This is a genomic window from Burkholderia sp. BCC1993 (assembly GCF_905339865.1).
In the GTDB taxonomy this organism is placed as follows: Bacteria; Pseudomonadota; Gammaproteobacteria; order Burkholderiales; family Burkholderiaceae; genus Burkholderia.
Map to the genome: position 1 here is coordinate 134,539 of NZ_CAJPGZ010000011.1, position 17,174 is coordinate 151,712.

At 66.6% G+C, this 17,174-nt stretch carries 15 protein-coding genes, 1 pseudogene and 1 riboswitch; of the genes and pseudogenes, 9 read left to right on the forward strand and 7 right to left on the reverse strand.

The features are described 5' to 3' along the window. Positions 1 to 46: 46 nt before the first annotated feature. Positions 47 to 1,630, reverse strand: a complete 1,584-nt coding sequence (locus tag U4Y91_RS19830; RefSeq protein ID WP_321806492.1) for an isocitrate lyase — start codon at positions 1,628 to 1,630, stop codon at positions 47 to 49. Between the two features lie 414 nt (positions 1,631 to 2,044). On the opposite strand from U4Y91_RS19830, the gene U4Y91_RS19835 reads away from it, so the two are divergent. The 4 genes from U4Y91_RS19835 (at position 2,045) to U4Y91_RS19850 (ending at position 4,604) form a co-directional block, all read left to right on the forward strand. Then, positions 2,045 to 2,566, forward strand: a complete 522-nt coding sequence (locus U4Y91_RS19835; RefSeq protein WP_321806493.1) for a YbaK/prolyl-tRNA synthetase associated domain-containing protein — start codon at positions 2,045 to 2,047, stop codon at positions 2,564 to 2,566. After that, complete coding sequence (locus tag U4Y91_RS19840; RefSeq protein WP_321806494.1) at positions 2,563 to 3,201, forward strand: transcriptional regulator; 639 nt, start codon at positions 2,563 to 2,565, stop codon at positions 3,199 to 3,201. The genes U4Y91_RS19835 and U4Y91_RS19840 overlap by 4 nt, the downstream gene beginning before the upstream one ends. A 57-nt stretch (positions 3,202 to 3,258) precedes the next feature. Further along, positions 3,259 to 4,233 carry a threo-3-hydroxy-L-aspartate ammonia-lyase gene (locus U4Y91_RS19845; protein WP_321806495.1) on the forward strand — a complete coding sequence of 325 codons (975 nt, stop codon included), beginning with the start codon at positions 3,259 to 3,261 and terminating at the stop codon, positions 4,231 to 4,233. A gap of 131 nt (positions 4,234 to 4,364) precedes the next feature. Next, a complete protein-coding gene (locus U4Y91_RS19850) occupies positions 4,365 to 4,604 on the forward strand; it encodes a hypothetical protein (RefSeq protein WP_321806496.1) in 240 nt (79 codons plus the stop codon). A 150-nt stretch (positions 4,605 to 4,754) separates the two neighbouring features. Here U4Y91_RS19850 and U4Y91_RS19855 read toward each other — a convergent pair whose 3' ends face one another. The 5 genes and pseudogenes from U4Y91_RS19855 to U4Y91_RS19875 form a co-directional block, all read right to left on the reverse strand. Next, complete coding sequence (locus U4Y91_RS19855) at positions 4,755 to 5,579, reverse strand: SDR family NAD(P)-dependent oxidoreductase (RefSeq protein ID WP_321806497.1); 825 nt, start codon at positions 5,577 to 5,579, stop codon at positions 4,755 to 4,757. A gap of 1 nt (position 5,580) precedes the next feature. Next, positions 5,581 to 6,458 (reverse strand): annotated as a pseudogene (locus tag U4Y91_RS19860) (SDR family NAD(P)-dependent oxidoreductase). Between the two features lie 44 nt (positions 6,459 to 6,502). Then, entirely contained in the window at positions 6,503 to 7,495 is a 993-nt protein-coding gene (locus tag U4Y91_RS19865; RefSeq protein WP_321806498.1) for an NADP-dependent oxidoreductase, read from the reverse strand. A 56-nt stretch (positions 7,496 to 7,551) separates the two neighbouring features. Next, positions 7,552 to 8,184 (reverse strand): Dabb family protein, encoded by a 633-nt coding sequence (locus U4Y91_RS19870; protein ID WP_321806499.1) that lies wholly within the window; start codon positions 8,182 to 8,184, stop codon positions 7,552 to 7,554. Then, positions 8,174 to 8,518 (reverse strand): hypothetical protein, encoded by a 345-nt coding sequence (locus tag U4Y91_RS19875; protein WP_321806500.1) that lies wholly within the window; start codon positions 8,516 to 8,518, stop codon positions 8,174 to 8,176. The genes U4Y91_RS19870 and U4Y91_RS19875 overlap by 11 nt, the downstream gene beginning before the upstream one ends. Positions 8,519 to 8,687: 169 nt before the next feature. Here U4Y91_RS19875 and U4Y91_RS19880 point away from each other — a divergent pair, with 169 nt between their 5' ends. Beyond that, positions 8,688 to 9,734: a helix-turn-helix domain-containing protein gene (locus tag U4Y91_RS19880; protein WP_321806501.1), complete on the forward strand. Its 1,047-nt coding sequence runs from the start codon at positions 8,688 to 8,690 to the stop codon at positions 9,732 to 9,734. A 110-nt stretch (positions 9,735 to 9,844) separates the two neighbouring features. Then, a riboswitch (cobalamin riboswitch) is annotated at positions 9,845 to 10,038 on the forward strand. Positions 10,039 to 10,360: 322 nt separating this feature from the next. Then, positions 10,361 to 12,289, forward strand: coding sequence for a TonB-dependent receptor domain-containing protein (locus U4Y91_RS19885; protein ID WP_321806502.1), 1,929 nt, complete (start codon positions 10,361 to 10,363; stop codon positions 12,287 to 12,289). A gap of 126 nt (positions 12,290 to 12,415) precedes the next feature. Here the strand turns inward: U4Y91_RS19885 and U4Y91_RS19890 are convergent, their stop codons facing one another. Beyond that, positions 12,416 to 13,054 carry a LysE family translocator gene (locus U4Y91_RS19890; RefSeq protein WP_321806503.1) on the reverse strand — a complete coding sequence of 213 codons (639 nt, stop codon included), beginning with the start codon at positions 13,052 to 13,054 and terminating at the stop codon, positions 12,416 to 12,418. A gap of 115 nt (positions 13,055 to 13,169) precedes the next feature. Between U4Y91_RS19890 and U4Y91_RS19895 the strand changes: the two genes are divergently transcribed. The 3 genes from U4Y91_RS19895 to U4Y91_RS19905 all read left to right on the forward strand — a co-directional run bounded on the left by U4Y91_RS19895 (position 13,170) and on the right by U4Y91_RS19905 (position 17,142). Beyond that, positions 13,170 to 13,631: an Lrp/AsnC family transcriptional regulator gene (locus tag U4Y91_RS19895; RefSeq protein ID WP_321806504.1), complete on the forward strand. Its 462-nt coding sequence runs from the start codon at positions 13,170 to 13,172 to the stop codon at positions 13,629 to 13,631. A 63-nt stretch (positions 13,632 to 13,694) separates the two neighbouring features. Then, on the forward strand, positions 13,695 to 14,105 hold the full coding sequence (locus U4Y91_RS19900; RefSeq protein ID WP_321806505.1) for a VOC family protein: 411 nt from the start codon (positions 13,695 to 13,697) through the stop codon (positions 14,103 to 14,105). 301 nt (positions 14,106 to 14,406) lie between these two features. Next, complete coding sequence (locus U4Y91_RS19905; protein WP_321806506.1) at positions 14,407 to 17,142, forward strand: type VI secretion system Vgr family protein; 2,736 nt, start codon at positions 14,407 to 14,409, stop codon at positions 17,140 to 17,142. Positions 17,143 to 17,174: the final 32 nt, after the last annotated feature.

Here is a 17,174-nt window from a genome sequence, read left to right on the forward strand (position 1 = left end):
CAACCCGTGATGACGGGTTGGCGTTCTGCTTCGATTACGACGACGCTCAGAACTGGTTCATCGTGTTGTCCTTGCCCGCGGCCTTCAGCGCTGCGTCGCCGCTGAAGTATTCCTTGTGGTCGTCGCCGATATCCGAGCCGGACATGTTCTGGTGCTTGACGCACGCGATGCCCTGGCGGATTTCCTTGCGCTGCACGCCGGCCACGTAACCGAGCATGCCCTGGTCGCCGAAGTATTCCTTCGCGAGGTTGTCGGTCGACAGCGCGGCCGTGTGGTACGTCGGCAGCGTGATCAGGTGATGGAAGATGCCGGCTTCACGCGATGCATCGGCCTGGAACGTGCGGATCTTCTCGTCGGCGAGCTTGGCCAGTTCGGTCTCGTCGTACTCGACGCTCATCAGCTGCGCACGGTCGTATGCCGACACGTCCTTGCCCGCGGCCTTCAGCGCGTCATATGCCTGCTGACGGAAGTTCAGCGTCCAGTTGAACGACGGGCTGTTGTTGTACACCAGCTTCGCGTTCGGAATGACCTTGCGGATTTCGCTGACCATGCCGCCGATCTGCGCGATGTGCGGCTTTTCGGTTTCGATCCACAGCAGGTCGGCGCCGTTCTGCAGCGACGTGATGCAGTCGAGCACGCAGCGTGCTTCGCCCGTGCCGGCGCGGAACTGGAACAGGTTGCTCGGCAGGCGCTTCGGACGCAGCAGCTTGCCGTCGCGCTTGATCACGACGTCACCGTTGCCCAGCTGGTCGGCCGACAGTTCCTCGCAGTCGAGGAACGCGTTGTACTGGTCGCCCAGGTCGCCCGGCGCGTTGGTCACGGCGATCTGCTTGGTCAGGCCGGCACCGAGCGAGTCGGTACGGGCGACGATGATGCCGTCGTCCACGCCCAGTTCCAGGAACGCGTAGCGGATCGCGCGGATCTTCGCGAGGAAGTCCTCGTGCGGCACCGTGACCTTGCCGTCCTGGTGGCCGCACTGCTTCTCGTCGGACACCTGGTTCTCGATCTGGATGCAGCACGCGCCCGCTTCGATGAACTGCTTGGCCAGCAGGTAGGTCGCTTCCGCGTTGCCGAAACCGGCGTCGATGTCCGCGATGATCGGCACGACGTGCGTCACGTGGTTGTCGATCTTTTCCTGGATCGCGGCCTTGGCAGCGGCGTCCTTGGCGGCGTCCAGCTCGCGGAACAGGCCGCCCAGCTCACGCGCATCGGCCTGGCGCAGGAACGTGTACAGCTCGCGGATCAGCGCGCTGACCGAGGTCTTTTCGTGCATCGACTGGTCCGGCAGCGGGCCGAACTCCGAGCGCAGCGCGGCGACCATCCAGCCCGACAGGTACAGGTAGCGGCGTTCGGTGCTGTTGAAGTGCTTCTTGATGGAGATCATCTTCTGCTGGCCGATGAAGCCGTGCCAGCATCCCAGCGACTGCGTGTACTTGGCCGGGTCGGCATCGTACGCGGCCATGTCGGCGCGCATGATCTTCGCGGTGTACTTCGCGATGTCGAGCCCCGTCTTGAACTTGTTCTGGGCACGCATGCGGGCCGCATACTCGGGGCTGATGGCATTCCACGCGCTGCCGTGGTTTTCCTTCAAGCCAGCCACTGCCTTGATGTCGTCTTGATATTGGGACATGTCAATCTCCTGGGAACGAAGCGCATTTGAGTAAAGGGTTCAGCGTGCCCGCTCCGTGTGACGAAGCGAACTGCATGGACTCAATGGTAACGCTGCGCGACGCACTGTCGATCAACTCTTATATAAGACATAAGATATAAATTCTTCTTGTTTTTCAATGAGATAAGCAGCGCGTTTTGCGATGCAAAACAGGTTTTCAAGCCGCGGGAAGATGACACGGCGGGAATTCGGCGTGCATTCCGCGATATGAAACGGCCTTTCGGCAGTTGGTGGGAGGACAGGCGCGGCGATCCATGTTTCGCGCTTTTGCCACAGACATGACAAAACGTCTATACTTGGACAATCCATCGACGACAAACCGACAGGCGCGCCGTCCCCGCGTACCGCGATGCGCGCCCTCCTGCCCGGAACCCCATGAGCGACTACCCCGTCTTCGACACGCTGTGCGAACTGCTGAACACCTCCGGCGCGCGGTTCCGCGTGCTCGATCACCCGGCCGAAGGCAAATCCGACGTGATCGCCGCGCTTCGCGGCACGCGTCCGGAACAGGGCGCGAAGGCGATGCTCTGCACGTTCAAGGACGGCGGCGACGCCACCGCGCTCGCGGTGATCCCTGGTCACCTGAAGATCGACTTCCGCAAGGTCGCCGACGCGGTCGGCCGCCGCAAGGCGACGCTCGCGCCGCCCGAACTCGCCGCCACGGTCACGCGCTGCGTGATGGGCGCCGTGCCGCCGTTCGTGTTCGACGCGAACGTGACGCTCGTCGTCGATCCCGCGCTGATCGAACTCAACGACGAAATCGCGTTCAACGCGGGCCGCCTCGACCGCTCGGTCGTGCTCGACGCGTCCGACTACGTGCGCATCGCCCGCCCGCTGCTGGCCGACATCACGCGGCCGGAAACGACCGGCGCGCCCGCGCTCGAGGCCAGCGCATGACCACGCCCCGCCCCAGGCCGCAGTCGGAACAGGCGTCGCTGATCGAGCAGGTGCTGCGCATCGCCGAAGGGCTCGGCGCGATGTTCGCGCCGTTCACCGAAGTCGTCGTGCACGACCTGCGCACGCCGGAGCACGCGATCCTCGCGATCCACAACAACCTGTCGGGCCGCGCGATCGGCGATCCGGCGACCGAACTCGGGCTCGCCCGCATCGCGGACGACGACTTCCCGCAGGTGCTCGCGAACTACGCGAACCGCTTCGCCGACGGCCGCACTGCGAAAAGCACGTCGATCGGCATCAAGGATTCGGGCGGCCGCTATGTGGCCGCGCTGTGCCTGAACGCGGACGTCACATTGTTCCGCGGCTTCCAGGGGATGCTGAACCAGTTCTGCAGCACCGAAGGCGCGCCGGTCGCCGAAACGCTCGACCCGGCCGGCGCGGACGCGATCCGGCAGCGCATCGACGCGTTCGCGACGCGCCTCGCGACCACGCCGCGCGAGCTGAAGACCGACCAGCGCCGCGAGCTGCTGCAGACGCTGAAGGCGGACGGCTTCCTCGAGGTGCGCCGCGCGATGGAAATCGTGGCGCAGCACCTCGGCGTGTCGCGCGCCACTGTATACAACGATGCGAAATGATGCGTGCCCGCGGCGCGCCCCGCTTACCTGTTGACTGACTCTTCCGACGAGCGACTCATGAACACTCCGACCCTCCCCACCTACGACGACGTCGCGGCCGCCGCGGCGCGGCTCGACGGCCACGCGCACCGCACGCCCGTGATGACGTCGCGCACGATCGACGAAGCGCTCGGCGCGCAGGTGTTCTTCAAGTGCGAGAACCTGCAGCGCATGGGCGCGTTCAAGTTCCGCGGCGCGTTCAACGCGTTGTCGCGCTTCGACGCGACGCAGCGGCGCAACGGCGTCGTCGCGTTCTCGTCCGGCAACCATGCGCAGGCGATCGCGCTGTCGGCGCGCATACTCGGCATCCCGGCGACGATCGTGATGCCGCAGGACGCACCGGCCGCGAAGATGGCCGCGACGCGCGGCTACGGCGGCAACGTCGTGACCTACGACCGCTATACCGAGGACCGCGAGCAGATCGGCCGCGAACTCGCGGAAAAGCACGGGCTCACGCTGGTGCCGCCCTACGACCACGCGGACGTGATCGCGGGCCAGGGCACGGCGGCGAAGGAACTGTTCGACGAAGTCGGGCCGCTCGACGCGGTCTTCACGCCGCTCGGCGGCGGCGGCCTGCTGTCGGGCACGGCGCTCGCGACGCGCGCGCTGTCGCCGCACGCGAAGCTGTACGGCGTCGAGCCGGAAGCCGGCAACGACGGGCAGCAATCGTTCCGGTCCGGGTCGATCGTCCATATCGACACGCCGCGCACGATCGCCGACGGCGCGCAGACGCAGCACCTCGGCAACCTGACGTTCCCGATCCTGCGGCGCGACGTCGACGACATCCTGACCGCGACCGACGCGGAGCTGGTCGACTGCATGCGCTTCTTCGCAACCTGTATGAAGATTGTCGTCGAGCCGACCGGCTGCCTGTCGTTCGCGGCCGCGCGCCGGATGAAGGACGAACTGCAAGGCAAGCGCGTCGGCATCGTGATCAGCGGCGGCAACGTCGATCTCGAGAACTTCTGCGCGCTGGTATCCGCATCCGCGTGATGCGTCGCAGCGCGCGGATGACCGCATGAACATCCTGTCATCCGCGCGCCGCCGCTCCTTCACGCCGCGTTAAGTTTCGCGCCCTAGACTGAATGCGTTGTCCCGCAGTCAGTCGTGAAGAAGGAGTCACCATGAACACGCACGCGATCGTCGCCGCCGCCCTCGCGGCAGCATCCCTTTCGGCGTTCGCTCAACCGGGCGTGACGTCATCCGTTTTTCCCGCCACGTTGCCGCACGCCCCGGTCGCCCACCGTTCGCCCGCCGCGCTGCCGCATGCCGGCTTCGTGCTCGCGAAGATCGATCAGAACAATACGCCGCCCGATCGCGGCGGCGACCCGGCCGGTCGCGCGCGCGGCGGCACGCATATGTAATGCCGCGCGAGCCGGCCGCGTCGGTCGGCCGGCTCGCTTCGGTGCTTCGGTGCTTCGGTGCTTCGGTGCTTCGGTGCTTCGGTGCTTCGGTGCTTCGGTGCTTCGGTGCTTCGGTGCTTCGGTGCTTCGGCACTTCAGCGCGTCACGCCATCACAACGACGGCAGCGACGGATCGCGCGCGGCGAGGATGTCCGCCGTGCGCCGCTGCAGCGCGCCGTCGAGCGTCTCAGGCTGCGGAATCAGCCAGTAGCGCCCGTCGCGAATGCCGTCGAACGCGCGCGCCGCGAACGCGTCGGGCGTGAGCCCGTGCGCGTTCAGCATCGCGCGCATCGTCTCGACGAAGCCCTGCACCTCGGGCCGGTCGTGCGCGGCGCCGAACGGATCGTTGAAGATGCCCGTCTGCACCGGGCCCGGCGCGAGCAGCGACACGCCGACCGGCGCGCCGAGCATCTTCAGTTCGCCGTACAGCGATTCGGTCAGCGCGACCACCGCGAATTTCGTCGCCGAGTAAGGCGACATCAACGGGCTCGGCAGGAACCCGCCGACCGACGCGGTATTGACGACGCGCGCCGGCACGTTGCGCTCGAGCATGCGCGGCACGAAGCTGCGGATCCCGTTCATCACGCCGTGCACGTTGATCGCGAAACTGCGCTCGAACCGTTCCGGCGTGATTTCCCAGCTGAAACCGGTCGCCATCACGCCCGCGTTGTTGAACAGCAGGTCGACGCCGCCGAAACGCCGCCAGGCGGCGTCGGCCAGTGCGTCGACGGCTTCCGGGCGGCTGACGTCGGTCGGCACGCACAGCACGTCGGTGTCGAGCGTCGCGGCGAACGCGTCGAGCTTCGCCGGGTCGAGGTCGGCCAACACCACGCGCATGCCGAGTGCCGCAGCATGGCGCGCGAGCCCGCTGCCGATGCCGCTGGCCGCGCCGGTGATCACGGCGGTGCCGCCGTCGAAGCGAATCGAGTTCGTCATGTCACAGTCCTGTCGGGTCGATATGGGGATGCGCGTACGCCGGAATCTCGGGCGGCGGCACCGGCGTACGGCCGTCGAGCGAGCGCACCGCGAGCCCCTGCGACAGCGGGAAATGCAGGCTCTGTGCGTGACGAGGCCCGTGCGCTCGCGCGCCGGCAGGCTGCACAGCGCGAGCGCGGTTTCCGCCAGATACGCGACGTCCTCGGTCGGATAGCCTTCGGGGATGTAGCGGGCCGCGCCCGGCGTGCGGATCGCGGTGCTCGGCGCGACCAGGTTCACCGCGATGCCGTCGGCTTCGAGTTCGGCCGCAAGCCCCTGCGTGAAACGCGACAGCGCGGCCTTGACCGCCGCATAGATGGTCGCGCCGCCCGCGCGCGCGAAGTCGTCGAACGGCCGCAGCGGCGCGAGCGCGGTGACCGAGCCGACGTTCACGATCCAGCCGGCGCCGCGCGCGCGCATCAGCGGAATCGCGGCCTGGCTCAGTGCGAACGGGATGCGCAGATAGTGTTCGAGTGTCGCGTCGAACATCGTCATCGGCATCGCGTCGACGCATGCGTAGTCGGCCACGCCCGCGTTGTTCACGAGGATGTCGAGGCCGCCGGCCGCCTCGGCCGCGCGCGCGACGAGCGCGTCGCGCTCGGCCGGCTTCGACAGGTCGGCCGCGAGCGCGAGCGCGCGGCCGCCGGCCTGTTCGATCAGCGCGACCGTTTCGGCGAGCGTGCCGGCGGTCGTCGCCGAGTGCGTGAGGCTGCGCGCCGTCACGACGACGGTCGCGCCTTCGGCTGCGAGGCGCTGCGCGATCGCGCGGCCGATGCCGCGGCTCGCGCCCGTCACGAGCGCGCATTTGCCCGCGAGCGTCGCGGTTCGGTGGTCGGTCATGATGTCTCCGGTGTAGGTGATGTTGTGTCGGGGAGCGTTATGCGTCAGCCCGCGATATCCGCAACGTGCAGCACGAACTTGGTTTTCGCGTCGCCCGTTTGAACGAGGTCGAGCGCGCGCGCCGCCTGTTCGAGCGGAAAACTGTCGAAGCGCGGCACGCGCAGCGCGCGCGTGCCGAGCCGCTCGGCGATCGATGAAAGCGTGGCGCCGCTCGGCATCCGGCTGTAGGTCATCGCGGTGCGCAACCCGCGCCGCGCGGCCTCCGCGCCCGTCGCGGCCAGCCGCTGCGCATCGCCGGGCGCGAGCGTCATGATGGTCACGAGCGTGCCGCCCGGCGCCAGCAGGTCGAGCGCGGCGGGCAGCGTGTCGCCGCCGACCGCATCGAGCACGAGATCGACACCGCCGGGCGCCCACGCCCGCACGGCCGTCGCGATGTCCTGCGCGCGATAGTCGATGCTCGCCGCCGCGCCGAGCGCTTCGACGCTCGCGCGGTTGCGCGCCGAGCACGTCGCCGCGACGCGTGCGCCGGCCTGGGCGGCAAGCTGGATCGCGAAGGTGCCGACCGCGCCCGCGCCGCCGTGCACGAGCACGGTCTGTCCGGCCCGCAGCCCGCCGTCGTCGAACAGGCCGGCCCACGCGGCCAGCGCGGGCGTCGGCGTGGCAGCCGCTTCCGCGAAGCCGACCGCGTCCGGCAGCCGCACGACCGAGTCGTGCCGCACCGCGACGTATTCCGCATACGCGCCCCAGCGCCCCGCGCCGACGTCGGTCTGCGCGAACACGCGCATCCCGGGCGCGACACCGTCGACGCCGTCGCCGACCGCTTCCACCACGCCGGCCGCGTCGAAACCGATCACGAACGGAAACGTCATTTGCATGAACGCGCCGAGATAGCCTTCGCGGCATTTCCAGTCGGCGGGATTGACGCCCGCGTACGCGACGCGGATCAGCACGTCGCCGGGGCCCGGCTTCGGGGCGGGAACGTCGGCCAGTCGCAGCGCGTCGGAATGGCCGACGCGGTCGATCAGCAAGGCTCGCATGGTGGTGTCTCCGGTGTTGTCATGTGTATGGCGGCGCGTTGCGTGCGCGCCTTGCGTCACGCCGCCGTGTCGGCCAGCAGGCTCGACGCGAGCGGACAGAACGCATGCGAAATCGCATCGACCGTCCAGTCGGGGCTTTCGGCGTCGAAGCGGCGGTCGACCCAGCCCCAGTGATACGGATGCAGCAGGTATTCGCCGAGCAGATCGCCGACGTGCGCGAATTCCTGTTGCCACACGTGCGTCCACGCGCCCGGCGTCACGATCCGGCTCAGCCGCCAGTTGCGGATGCCGGGCATGAACGCGGGCATCCGAAGCAACTCGCGCTCGAGGTCGCGCACCTGCGCTTCGTCGGCCGTGGGCCGCACGCGCAGCATCAGCGTGCGCCATACGCCGTCGCGCAGCGCCGGTTCGCGCAGGCCGCCGCCGATCGCATGACACGCTGCGCCGTCGATCCGCACGACGCCCGGCAGGCCGGCCAGCGCGGCGAAATCCGTCGCGTGGCCGGTCGCCCGTGCGTCGCGCAGCACGTCGAGCGTGTAGTCGCCCGCGCCCCAGCAGCCGTCGAGATTGCGCGCGAGCGCGACGCGGGTCGCGCCCGGCAACGCCTGCGCGGCATCGTGCAACGCGCGTTCGAATGCGCCGGCATCGCCGGTCGCCGAAACGAATATCTGGGCCGTGTCATGCCGCATGGTCGACCTCCGTCAGGGCCGGCAGCGGCGCATCGGCATCCGTCATCACATGGCGACGGCGAGCGTCGCACAGCGCGTCGACGGCCATCCAGAACGCGACCACGTCGCCATCGGTCAGCGCGCGCATCCGGTAGTACGACGGCGCATCGGCGACCTGCCACGTCAGCCACAGCGTGCTCGGCCGCCCCGGCACCGCGACGGGCGGCGACACCCAGCGGCCGGCCGCCGTCAGTCCGCGTGCCGCGTGGCCCGGCAAATAGCGGTCGCGCAGCAGCGCCAGCACGTCGGGAATGCGCTCGGGCGCAAGCGTGATTTCGTCTACGATCTGGATCATTCGCGGGTCGTCTCGGGTGGTTCGTGGCGCAATGCGGTGCCGGCCGCCTACGCCGTTCCGGCGAGGCCGGAAGCGGCCGGCGTGGATAGCATTCTTGCGTGGCGGCGGCCGGCGAACCCCTACCGGCACGCTCACCGGCCCCTGTCAGGACGCTCAAACCGGGAGACATATGAAACAGCGCGCATTGCCGGCACGCGGCCGCGTGCTGCCGGGCCTCGGTGCCCGTCTGCTCGACGAACTGGCGCGCAGCGGCGTGCCGCCGGCGCAACGGCCTGCGCCGCCTGCCGTTGCTGCTGCGTCGACGACGACACCCGGCGGCTTCGTCGCGCTGTACCGCGACGCGATCGAGCGGCTCGAGGCGCAGGTCGCGCGCGGCGACGGCCATCCGCCGATGCGCAAGCAGGAAGTCGACCTGATGTGCCGGTGCCTGCTCAGTTGCGCGACGCTCGCCGACGCGATCCGCTGCGCCGCCGAGTTCTGCGAGATGCTGACGCCGCGCGCCGGCGCGCTGTCGCTCGCGGTGCGCGACGGACGCGCGACGTTCCGGATGGATTCGCTGCGCCGCACGCGCAGCCCCGCCGCGTGCCTCGTCGACCTGACGGGGCTGTTCTGCTATCTGCAACTGTTCGGCTGGCTGATCGGGCAGCCGCTGCGGCCGGACGAAGTCTGGCTCGGCCATCCGCGCCGCGAAGACGCGATGCCGCTGCTCGGGCTGTTCAACGCGCCGGTCGACGTCGGCCGCAGGACCTACGGCTTCGCGTTCGACGCGATGCGGCTCGATGCGCGCGTGATCCGCCAGCCGGGCGAGCTGACCGCGTTTCTCGTCGATTTTCCGTTTCGGCTGATCGATGCGGCGCCGGCCGTCGTGTCATGGGCGCAGCAGGTGCGCGGCTTTCTCGATGCGGCGCTCGCGCGCGAACAGGCGCTGCCCGCGCTCGCCGAGCTCGCGACGTGGCTCGGCGTCAGCGAGGCGACGTTGCGGCGGCGGCTCGCGGCCGAAGGCAGCGGCTATCACGCGTTGCGCGAACAGTGCCTCGCCGACGTCGCGCGGCGCTGCCTGCGCGAGTCGGACTGGCCGGTCGCGCGGATCGCCGCGCATCTCGGGTTCGGCGGCGAGGAAGCGTTTCGGCGGGCGTTCGTGCGCTGGACGGGCATCGCGCCGAGCCGGTTCCGGCGCGATTGCAGCGCCGCCGGCGATCCGTTTCGTCAGGCATGAAACGCGGTGCGAAGGCTCGAATTGAAATGATTTCGAAAGCATCCGGCGAACACTGACGTTTTTTCGCATCCCTGCGCACTTCGATAATTGACGCGCCGGCGCGCTCGCCATTACGCTTGCGCGCTGATGGTTCCCGGGAACGGGATCAAAAGGGAACGCAGGAGAGGCCGTGCCTCGAATCTGCGGCTGCCCCCGCAACTGTGAGCGGCGAATCCGCACCACCCCATGCCACTGGGAAACCGGGAAGGCCGGTGCGAATAGCGACCCGCGAGCCAGGAGACCTGCCATCGACCCGAGGTCCAAGCAGCCGCACCGGGCGGGGTGTCCCGATGCGCCAGCACCGCCTTTGGCGGTCGCCCCGTTGCATGGACGGCCCGACCTCAGGACCCTTCAGATGTCCGATCTTTCCGCCTCCGCTTCCACGCCGGAAGCGTCGTGCCGTTGCGCGGCCAGTCCGCGCGGCGTGTCCGCACGCGTGTGCCGAGTCGTCCGGCACGTGTCATGACGACACGCGTGAATGCCGCCCACGCTGCCCGGTCTCGCGATAGACCAACGATAACCAGGCGATACTCGCCGCCCCCCGCTTACGCTCGCCGTACCTGCAACACGATCACGCTCGCTGCCTCATGAATCTTCGCCACCTTCTCGCCACGTCCGCCGCCACGGCGCTGCTCTCCCCGATCGCCCACGCCGCCAGCGACATGCCGCCCGCGCAGCCACCCCAACCCGCCGAAGGCGCCGACCTGCCGACGATCAGCGTGACCGACACGCGGCATCTGCCCGAGTCGTTCGACCAGCGCTATGCGACGACGCAGGTGCTCACGCGCGCCGATCTCGACCGGCTGTCGCCGAGCGACCCGAGCATCACGCAGGCGCTCGCGACGCTGCCGGGCGTGACCGTCTCGCAGAACGGCGGCCCGGGTTCGTCGGCGTCGGTCAGCATCCGCGGCTCGTCGGCCAGCCAGGTCGCGGTGTTCATCGACGGCATCCGGATCGGCTCGCCGACCACCGGCATCGCGCCGTGGGCCGACCTGCCGACCGAAGCATTTGAGCGCGTCGAGGTGATCTCGGGGCCGGCCGCCGCGTCGTTCGGCGCGAACGCGATGGGCGGCGTCGTGCAGTTGTTCACGCGCCGCGCCGCCGGCCAGCCGAACCAGACCACCGTGTCGTTCGGCGGCGGCTCGAACAAGACCTTCGACACGCAGTTGCGCACGTCGGGCACCGTGCCGTCGACGGGGCCGCTCGCCGCGCTGAGTGGCCTCACCTACACGCTCGGCCTGCACGACTACAACACGGCGGGCATCGACGCAACGCGGCCCGTGTTGCCCTACCACGAAGACGGCCGCAATCCGTATCACGCGCAGGACCTCGATGCGCGCCTCGGCTATGCGCGCGACAACTGGTCGATCTCGACGTTCGCGCTGTACCACCGCTCCGACCTGTCCTATGACAACGCCGGCTTTGCGAACCGCGAGCTCGATCATCAGCTGACGACCGGCCTCGCGTTCCATCTCGACATCACGCCCGACACGCAGTTCGACCAGTCGTTAGGTTATGCGAACGATCGCCAGTTCCTGTACGCGAGCGACCCGGCCATCCCGACCGACCAGATCAACTCGCAGCGCATCAGTTCGTCGACGTCGCTGACCCATCAGGCGCATGGCTTCCACCTGTTCGGCCTGCCGCTGTCGGGCGAGACGAAGGTGGCGTACGACTTCACGCGCGAACAGGCGTTCCTGCCGGTCGACGTGCCGGACGGCGTGCCGACGCGCAACGATTCCGCGTTCTCGCTGCATCAGTCGGCAACGCTCGGCAGCGTGACGATGTTCGTCGCGGGCCGCCACGAGATCATCGCCGGGAAGGCCGTGAACACCGGCAACGCCGCGCTGTCGTGGGCCATTACGCCGGTCTATACGGCGCGCGTGTCGTACGGCAATGCGTTCCGCCTGCCGACGTTCAACGACCTGTACTACCCGGGCTACGGCAATCCGGACCTGAGCCCGGAACGCAGCGATTCGGTCGAGGCCGCGCTCGACGCGAACACCGCGTACGGCACGTTCAGCGCCGCGATCTACGACACGCGCGTCAGCAACCTGATCGCGTACAACCCCGCGACGTTCTCGCCGATGAACATCGGCCGTGCGCATATCCGCGGCATCGACCTGTCGTACAAGGGCACGATCGGTCGCTATACGCCGGTCAGCGTCGCGATCGGGATCCTGAATCCGCAGGACGAGACCAACGACAGCTGGCTCAACCGCCGGCCGCGCCAGACCGTCAGCGTGAACATCGACCATACGTGGGACGAATTCCATCTGCACGCACTGAGCACGGGCGCGTCGCTGAGCTACGGCGGCACGACGTTCGACGACCCGGCCAACACGACGTACCTGCCGTCGTACCTGAGCGTGAACCTGCGCGCGTCGTACAGGATCAACGCGCACCTGACGGTGTCCGCAACGCTGTCGAACCTGTTCGACCGTCAGTACATGACCGCGTACGGCTACAACACGCTCGGCCGCACGGCGTTCGGCAAGGTCAGCTATACGTTCTGAGCGGGGTGGTCGGTGCATCGGCGCCCAGGTGCGCGGGTGTCGATGCCGACGGGTGTACGGGTGCCGGATGTCGTCGGCCGCGAGCGAGCGATCGCGCGATCGCGTTCGCTCGCACCGCGCTACGCGTCAGGCCCCTACGACGCCCCGCACGCCCGCGATCAACTGGATCGCGCCGAACGCCGCGATCACGACGGCCGACATGCGCGACAGCCCGTGCATGAACGTCAGCGACATCTTCGTGCGCAACGCGGCAGTCGTGCCGCTCAGGCACAGCCACCACGTCGCGGAACCCAGGAACACGCCGGCGACCATCAGCGCCACGGTCGCCCCCACCGCACCTTCATGCGTGCCCGCCAGCGGGCCGAGCGCCGCGAAGATCCCGACGAACGACAGGATCGTCATCGGGTTCGACAGCGTGAGGCCGAAGGTCGTCAGGAAATCGCGCAGCACGGTCGTGCGCGGCACGTCGCGCACCGCCGCCGACGCGGCCGGCGCCTGCCGCGCGATCGACCACGCCAGCCACACGAGGAATGCGCCGCCGCCGATTTTCAGCGCGACGGTCAGCATCGGGAACGCGGTGACGATGCCGGCGACGCCCAGCGCGCCGAGCAGCCCGTAGATCGCATCGGCGCACGCGGCGCCGATGCCCGTCGCGAACCCCGCGTGAAAGCCGCGGCTCAGGCTGCGCTGGATGCACAGCATGCCGATCGGGCCGACCGGCACCGCGATCGACAATCCCATTACGACGGACTTGATGAACAGCATGGCCGGCTCCTCGCGACATGCAATGCGTTGAACCGTCATCGTAGGGAAACTCCGGTCGCCGCTGAAGGCGGTTTTTAAGGAAAAATAGCCGCTTCACCTTAAAAACTCCGCCGCGATGGACGAACTCGACTGGAAAATACTCGCGCTGCTGCAGGCCAACGGCCGCATCAGCTACACGGAGCTGGCACGCCAGGTTCACCTGTCGGTGCCGGCGGTCACGGAACGCGTGAAGCGCCTCGAATCGGCCGGCGTGATCGACGGCTACGCGGCGCGGGTCAATCCGGCCGCGGCCGGCTACCCGGTGAGCGCGCTGATCGGCATCACGGTGCCGCAGCCGGCGAAGGCGAAATTCCTGAAGCTGCTGGAGACCATTCCCGAAGTGGTCGAGTGCCATCACGTGACCGGCGCGGATTCCTACGTGATGCGGTTCGTCGCCGTCAGCATGGCGCATCTCGAACAGCTGATCGAGCGCATCAACCTGTATGGCGAAACGCGCACGTCGATCGTGATGTCGACGCCGCTGCCGGCGCGCGGGCTCGCGCGTCCGGCCGCGGCGGTCAAAGGCATGCGGGGGTGACAGGATGCCCCGCGCTGCGCGATGCTGTGCCATGCGCAGCTTGCGCGAACAGGACAACCTGCCATGTCAGTCATCGGACTCGATCATTACAACCTGCGCGCGGATCGGGCCACGCTCGATACGCTGCGCGACTTCTATGTGAACGTCGTGGGCCTCGAACCCGGATATCGACCGCCGTTCCAGAGCAGCGGCTACTGGCTCTACGCGGGGGCGCAGGCGCTCCTCCACCTGTCGGAAGCGCGACCCGGCGAGGTGCGGCCGACGAACGTCGTCAATACGTTCGACCATATGGCGTTTTCGTGCGCGAATGCCGACGACATGGAGCGGCGTCTTGCCGACGCGCAGGTCCGGTACGCGCGCCGGTACGTGCCGATCACGAGCCAGCTGCAGATCTTTTTCACCGATCCGGCCGGTAATGGCGTCGAGTTGAATTTTGCAGAAGCCGGCGGAAATTCCGGCGACAAACGGAATTAGCGCTCGGCACATCGACGCTGCGGTTTTCCTGAACATCGTCACACATGCGGTTTCCGCGTACCTCGCAGCGGAAACTGGCCCTTTCGCGTACGAATCTAAACAAATCCTCGTGCTTTTCAAGCATTTCGCCGTTTGTTGAATAGATGGCGCGGAGAGGCACGAACCCGCGGAGGACGAGAGTCGGTATTTTGTACCTTGCGATTTCTTGCAATCGTCAGGTCAATAGGCTGTAGAATCGGCCGGTCCGATGATGTGTCAAACCAATGACAAAAAGTGGGCAATTATAATAAAGGGATGGAACATGAGTGCGCAGGATATTGTGAGGGCAATCCGCAGCGGCCTGATCCAGAATGAGAGACTGGTCAAGCTCGACACGCCGCTCGGCCCGGACGTACTGTTACCGCAGCGTGTGGCGGGATGGTCACGCGTTGGCCGACATTTCGAGTTTACGCTCGACGTCCAGTCGGCCAATAGCAATATCAAACTCAAGCAGCTGATTGGTCAGCCCGTCACCCTATGGCTTCAGCAGGCCAATCATTCCTATCTCCCCCGCCACGGTTATGTCTATTCCGTCCGGCGGCTGGGATCAGAAGGCGGGTTGACAAGTTACCAACTCCGTTTCGCGTCGTGGATGCATTTCTTGAAGTTCCGTCGCGACCAACGCATTTGGCAGGACCAGACTGTAGATCAAATCCTGACCGACGTTTTCAATGCGCATTCCCAGGCAAAAGGACAGTTTGGATTTGCGATTTCGAGGCCACTCGAACCGCGTTCGTACTGCACGCAGTATGAAGATGACTGGACCTTTGTTCACCGGCTGATGGAAGCTGAAGGTTTGTTCGGTATTTGGCAACAGGCCAATGACGGCAAGTCACACACACTGACCGTCACCGACAGGCTCGAGGCTTGCGAATCGCTCACGCCGCAGACGGTGCCGTTTTCGCGCGACGGCATGAATAGTGAGGTCGACGCACTGCTGCACTGGTCGGGCGTGCGAAGCCTGCACAGTGCCGCGCTTGCGACCCGTACGTTCGACTACAAGAGTCCGTCGTCACTTGCCAATCCGAAAGGCACCCATGTGCCAACGCTGTCGCACGAGTTGCCGGAGGAACTGGAAGTCTACGAATACACGGGTGCCTATACGTACCTGAAGGACGATCGTGGCGAGCACTTGACCAGAATCCGGATGGAGGAATGGGAGTCGCGCGCAAAGCGGTTCCATGGCACAGGGGGTCTGCGCGGAGTGGATGCTGGACGATGGTTCGAATTGACCGGCCATCCCGAGCATGACCAGGATTCGGCGGCCACGCGCCAGTTCGTCGTTCTCGAAACGTCGTGGTTAATCGAAAACAATCTTCCAGGGTCAAGCCACCACGCGAATCTACCCGGAAGCCTCCAAAGTAGGCTGGCCGACGCAGCGTCAAACCGTCAACAAACCGGGGCGATCAGAGTCGCTCACCCAGACGGCTCCGCAGGTCTTTACTTCGTCGAAATCGAAACGCAACGCAAGTCCGTTCCATTCCGCAGTCCGCTCGAACATTGCAAACCCGTTATGCAAATGCAGACTGCAACGGTCGTCGGGCCGCAGGCGCAGGAAATCTATACCGACGAGTTGGGTCGCGTGAAGGTCCAGTTTCACTGGGATCGGATCGGCCAGCGCAACGAGCGCAGTTCATGCTGGGTACGCGTGGCACAGCCATGGGCGAGCGCTGGTTTCGGTGGCATCCAATTGCCAAGAATCGGCGATGAAGTGGTTGTATCGTTCCTTGACGGCGATCCCGACAGGCCGATCATCACCGCCCGCGTCGGGAACGGCGCAAACCGGCCGCAGTGGAACCTGCCTGACCAGCATCCACTATCGGGCTTCGTTAGTAAGGAAATAGGTGGCGTACAAAACAACGTCTGGCTTAAAGACGACACACAAGGTCAGGTGCAGACCCAGATACGCAGCGACCACCTCGAATCAGGCTTTCATGCCGGCTATCTCACGCGCGTGAGCGAACCCGCTGGTCGCGGCGAGAAGCGTGGCGAAGGCGTCGAACTGCGCACCGACGGGAATGCCGCCGTGCGCGGTGCACGCGGGCTATTGCTGACGACCCATCCTCGCCCCGGCGCAAGCGGCGACGCTTTCAGCGTCGATGAGGTCAACCTTCAGTTGGCAAACGCCCACGATACCGCCGCGAGCCTCGCGCAATCCGCCCAATCGGCCGGTGCGCAAGAGGACGAACAGAAAGCTGTTGCCCGGTCCCTGAAAGCGCAGGCAAAAGCCATCCAGGGCGGCGGTACATTGAAGCAGTTCGAGCAGCCGCATTTGGTGTTGGCGAGTCCCGCCGGTATCGCCACAAGCACTCCGGAACAAATTCACCTCAGTAGTGGCAAGACCACCGCGCTGACGAGCGGCGAGCACGTGTCGATCAGCACGGGAGGCGGGTTCTTTGCAAGCGCGCGCCGGGCACTGCGTCTGTTCGTCACGGAAGCGGGCATGCGGCTTATTGCAGCGGCCGGCGACATCGATGTGAAAGCGCTGAAGGACAGCATTAATCTGCTGGCCAAGCTGAACGTGACGGTGACGGCCACGAAGATCACCCTCAGCGCACAGCAGGAAGTCGAAATCAACGGTGGCGGCAGCTATACGCGATGGACGGCAGGCCAAATCAAGAGTGGGACGTCGGGCGGCTTCGAGGTCCATGCGGCAAACCATACGTGGACTGGGCCAGACAGTGTCAGCACGCCAAGCATTCCCGCATCGCCGCCAGAGAAAGAGCAGTTGCATTTCGCGCTGGGAGCGCTACCCGGCGAGGCACATCAGTACGTGAGTGAACCGTATGATCTATACAAGGGTGGCGCCAAAATCGGACAAGGCGTGACGGATGAATTCGGACGTGTCGTGGTGAACGATCATGAACCTGGTACGCCGGCCTACCAGGTCAAGCTTGCGAATGGCGGACAGTTTGACTTGAAGGTCAAGGACGCACTCCAGGACGATCCCGATCACCATGACCAGCGAACCAACCGCGGCGAACGGTTGGGCGGATAACTGCATATTGCGCCACATATAATGAGGACCTC